Origin of the sequence: Sulfuricurvum sp. IAE1, from assembly GCF_004347735.1 — a bacterium.
Taxonomy (GTDB): Bacteria; Campylobacterota; Campylobacteria; order Campylobacterales; family Sulfurimonadaceae; genus Sulfuricurvum.
Map to the genome: position 1 here is coordinate 1 of NZ_SLTI01000005.1, position 4,855 is coordinate 4,855.

5 protein-coding genes are annotated in these 4,855 nt (G+C 57.0%); all 5 read left to right on the forward strand.

The window, feature by feature from the left end:
- Positions 1 to 40 precede the first annotated feature (40 nt).
- Complete coding sequence (locus E0765_RS00520) at positions 41 to 1,741, forward strand: cation:proton antiporter (RefSeq protein WP_188109904.1); 1,701 nt, start codon at positions 41 to 43, stop codon at positions 1,739 to 1,741.
- A gap of 104 nt (positions 1,742 to 1,845) precedes the next feature.
- Positions 1,846 to 2,997, forward strand: coding sequence for a DNA (cytosine-5-)-methyltransferase (gene dcm, locus E0765_RS00525; protein WP_132811267.1), 1,152 nt, complete (start codon positions 1,846 to 1,848; stop codon positions 2,995 to 2,997).
- A complete protein-coding gene (locus E0765_RS00530; RefSeq protein ID WP_132811268.1) occupies positions 2,994 to 3,944 on the forward strand; it encodes a hypothetical protein in 951 nt (316 codons plus the stop codon). The genes dcm and E0765_RS00530 overlap by 4 nt, the downstream gene beginning before the upstream one ends.
- A 7-nt stretch (positions 3,945 to 3,951) precedes the next feature.
- Positions 3,952 to 4,368: a very short patch repair endonuclease gene (locus E0765_RS12825; protein ID WP_132811269.1), complete on the forward strand. Its 417-nt coding sequence runs from the start codon at positions 3,952 to 3,954 to the stop codon at positions 4,366 to 4,368.
- Positions 4,369 to 4,554: 186 nt separating this feature from the next.
- Positions 4,555 to 4,855: hypothetical protein (locus E0765_RS00540; RefSeq protein ID WP_223175657.1), on the forward strand; the 301-nt coding region annotated here is incomplete at its 3' end.

Consider the following 4,855-nt stretch of genomic DNA (forward strand, 5'->3'; position numbering starts at 1 on the left):
AAATCGTGATTAGCCGGAAGCAACCGGATAACGGGGCCTGATGGAGCATTTGGCCCAGATCCTGCTGCTGCTGGCGGTGGCCATATCCGTGGTGGTCTCCTTCCAGCGCCTGCGTGTGCCCACCAGCCTGGGCTATCTGCTGGTGGGCGTCATTTTGGGTCCGCATACCATGGGCCCCACCGTCTCGGTTCCCGAGTTCGCGACATTGGCCGAATTCGGGGTGGTCTTTCTGCTTTTCACCATCGGGCTGAACTTCTCCCTGCCGACCATCCGGTCCATGAGGCATCAGATCCTGGGCCTGGGGACCGGGCAGGTCCTGCTCACCACCTGCCTGGTCGGGGCCATCGCCTGGCTGGCCGGCCTGCCGGCCGTAGCCGCCTTCATCTTTGGCGCCGCCTTTGCCCAGTCCTCGACCAGCATAATCGCCAGCCTGCTGGCCGAACAGGGCGAGGAAAACACCCGGCACGGCAGATTGGGCCTGGCCCTGTCCGTCTTTCAGGACGTGACCGCCGTGCCCTTCCTGGTGGTGATCCCGGCCCTGGGGGCATCCCTGGCCCCCGGCAGCCTGGCCGGAACCCTGGGGCTGGCGCTGGCCAAGGCGGTGACAGCCTTCGGCTTGGTGTTCTTTGCCGGGCGCTGGCTGCTGCGGCCCCTGTTCCACCTGGTAACCCGGCATCGGTCGTTGGAGATACTCACCCTGGCGGTGCTGCTGGTAGTCCTGCTAGCGGCCTGGATAACCAACAGCCTGGGGCTGTCCCTGGCCTTCGGCAGTTTCCTGGCCGGAATGATGCTGGGGGAAACCGAGTTCCGGCACCAGGTGGAATCTAGCATCCGTCCCTTCCGCGATGTGCTGATGGGGTTGTTCTTCATTGGCATCGGCATGCGCTTCGATCCGGCGGCCATCCTGCCGATCTGGCATTGGGCGGTACTGGGGGCGCTGCTGATCCTGGCCAGCAAGACATTGTTGGTAACCGCCATGGTGCGGATGATCGGCACCGAGTCCCAGGTGGCCTGGCGCACCGGCCTGCTGTTGGGGGTGGGGGGCGAGTTCGGGCTGGCCCTGGCGGCCATCGCCCTTGACAACGGAATCATCAGCCAGGGGCTGGGGCAGATAGCCATCGCCTCGGTGTTGCTGTCGATGGCGGGGGGGGCGGTCGCCATCCGCTTCAACCGGGGCCTGGCCGTCCGGATGTCCAAGGAAAGACCCCGGGGGGCGGAACCGCCCGAACTGCCGGCGGATTCGGACCGGCAGGTAATCATCGGCGGCTACGGCCGGGTGGGGCATACCATCGCGGTGCTGCTGGATTTCAACCAGGTCCCGTTCGTGGTGTTCGACACCGACCCCCGGCGGGTGGCCCAGGGGATGGCCGACGGCTTTAAGGTGGCCTTTGGTGACATCTCGGACCCGGGCCTGTTGTCGGCCGTGCACGTGGAACGGGCCGCGCTGGTGGTGATTACGGTCGACCGGCCCCAGGCCGCCCTGGCCGCGGTCTCCCACCTCCGGGCCATGTGCCCCCAGGTGCCGGTGGTGGCCCGGGCCAAGGACCTGGAATCCAGCCGGATTTTGCTGAAGGCCGGGGCGGTCCATGCCTATCCCGAGACCATAGAGGCCAGCCTGCGGCTGGGGGCGGTGGCCCTGCAGATACTGAAGGTGCCCACCCAGGATATCGACCGGGTGCTCCAGGGGGTGCGGGATTGGGACTACCGCCCGGTGTTGGAGGAGGGGGAAAAAAAGCCGTAGCAGGGGTGAGGGTTTGCAATTCATTACAACGATGCAGTATAATAATATCAAATTTATTGTTGTATCAGTTGAAGCATAAAATTAGCTGTTAACCTGACAGATTTATGAAGAACACCAAGACAAAGCCAAAAGCCAAACGCAGACATACCAATGATTGCGTCCTAGAAGACACCTCTGGCTATCTGACACGCCACGAGCCGCCACGCTTCGTGGACCTGTTCTGCGGTATCGGCGGGTTCAGGATCGCCTTCGAGCGAGCAGGCGCAACCTGTGTATGGTCCTGTGACTGGGACAAGAATTCACAGATGACTTACGAGGCGAATTTTGGGGAGCGGCCGCATGGAGATATTCATGCCGTCGCCGTGGCGGATATCCCAGCGTTCGATATTCTTTGCGCCGGCTTTCCCTGCCAGCCATTCAGCATAGCTGGTGTATCCAAGAAACTCAGCCTCGGAAGGAAGCACGGATTTGAGGATGAGAAGCAAGGAAACTTGTTCTTTGAACTCGCCAACATCATTGAGTATCACAAGCCCGCTGCATTCGTCCTTGAAAACGTGAAGAACTTAAAGAGCCATGATAAGGGCAGGACCTTTGAGATCATCTACAACACTTTAACGGAAGCATTGGGATATCATGTTCATCATCGCGTGATCGACGCCAAGGCGTTGGTCCCCCAGCACAGGGAACGCATTTTCATAGTCGGCTTTCGAGAACCGCGGCACTTTGAATTCCCCGAGATGCCAACGCAGGGGCCTTTGCTGGATTCTATTCTCGATAGTACAGTTCCATGCAAGTATACGCTGACTGACCATCTTTGGACATACCTGCAAAACTACGCCAAAAAGCATAAGGCTGCCGGAAACGGATTTGGCTTCGGGCTAGTGGATAGAAGTCAGGTCGCCCGCACATTGAGCGCCCGATATCACAAAGACGGGTCGGAGATTCTGATATCACAAGGGACTGGCTCGAATCCAAGGCGTCTTACACCGAGAGAATGTTGCCGCCTTATGGGCTTCCCGGAGGATTTCAAGATTCCCGTGTCGGATACTCAGGCCTACCGTCAGTTTGGAAACTCTGTTGTCGTTCCTGTCGTCGAGTTGGTCGCCCGAGAGGTTGTCGCTTCTCTCCGACGTCCTCTCACATATCGTCCTGATTTGGTGCTGAAAACGGCAGAAGGTACTGGAGTTGTTGCCTCGCCAACGACCGCCAGAACGAAGCGCAAACTGCTTTACAAGATACCGAGGAAGAAATCATGAGCGCCTTGTCCATAGATTCAATGCGGAGGTTTTTGTCACGTAGTATCTCCAGCATGAACCGAAACAAGATCAACGGTCTGCTCGCGGAGGTAGATCTACGCCAACACCTGACCGGATTGGGATTTGGGGATCGTATTTCACCCGGTGGCTGGATCGCAAGAAAAGAGGGGCCGGGAGAGTTTGGCCATCGCACCGTGGTCTTCTTTCCGGAGGTTATTGCGCCCGAGTCTGATTATCCCGCTGATCGAGACTTTCCCGCACCTGCACATGGACTCCACACGATTTGCGCTACTTTTCATCAGACGGGTATATCTGCATATTTCTGTGCGGCCTCAGTCCCGGAGCACAACGACACAGATGGGGTAGTATGGTATGCGAAACAACTAGGACTTCCATCCGATCAACCCTACATGCAGTTTCCGGCATGTCTTTCCGGAGCATTTCGCCAAAGAGGGCGAAGGTATAACTTCCTACATTACCACACGGATACCACGGCGATACCCGAGCATGCAGTCGCGGAGGAATTCTCTAAAGAAAGCATACGCATTGCGTTCCAGAACTCCTTTATGGCTGAAATGTCTGATGTGGATGGAATATTTTGGGGGCAACAATTCACATACCCATTGGAAATCAAGGAAAAGACCTCGGCACAGGACCGGGCTCTTGGAGAGTTTTTCGGGCTAGACTTGGGACCGTTTGTGAAACTCTCCTACTATGCGGCCAAGAGAGGCAACCTGCATTCCATATTCATCGTGCGTGAAATAGACACGGTGGAGGATCGAAATCTTGTTTCTTGGTGGTTTATCACGTACGAACATCTTGCGCAGTACGCTTCTTGGATTCAGCAGGGCGGCGGAACAAGCATGATAGGTGGGCTGAGCAGCGTGGTTCGTGTTCCAAAAGCTGAATTTCGACCGCTGGATGCCGCCAATCTGCGATCTTTGTGAGCAGATCATGGCGGATGTATTTCCCCAGACCAAGCGTTCTGAGGTGATGTCGCAAATTAGAAGCGGTCGAAACAAGTGTACAGAGCTGGCTCTCATAAGGGTTTTTCTTGAACTGGGCATTAAGGGATGGCGTCGCAACCAACCTCTGTTCGGGCGTCCGGATTTTGTATTCCGTCAGCAACGCCTTGTAGTGTTTGTTGATGGATGTTTCTGGCACTGTTGTCCTCAACATCAAACGTGGCCCAAGAACAATGCACGCTTCTGGAGAGATAAGCTTCAGTCAAATCGAGCGCGTGACAGGGAGGTTAACAGAGTCCTCAGGAGCAAAGGTTGGCGAGTTCTTCGGATATGGGAACATGAGTTGAAGGCCAAGAACAGACGAGCATTGATCGCACGATTACGCCGATACTTTACGAGGGAATAGCAATGACAGAGGCAAGAATGGGCTAACCATCGGCTTCTGTGTACGTTGCTTTGCGCCCCCGCAGAGCCGTAACGTTGCATGCCCTCCCCATCGGGAGGGCTTCTTCATTTCTCCCCTTGCATTTTTACCCACCATCTGCGATAATAAATCGTCCATTTCCAACCTGCAATCAATCACCATCCATCAATGAAACGACCAACCCATCTTACCGTGGAGAACGTGGCCGAGGTCCTTCTCAAGAAGGGCCGGATCACCCAGGACCAGTACAAGGACATCCTGATCAAGGGAGGAGCCCAGCGGGCTAAACTCCAGAAGTACCAGGAGTCCAACTCCGGGCGGCGCTACCAGCAGGCGGCCAACCTGATCACCCCGGCCGAGATCATCTCCTCCTTCAACCTGCTGATCCCCGACGGCAGCGGGCGCCTGCTGTCGGAGGACGACATCACCCGGGCGGTGGCCGAGGAGGCCGGGATGGCCTACCAGAAGA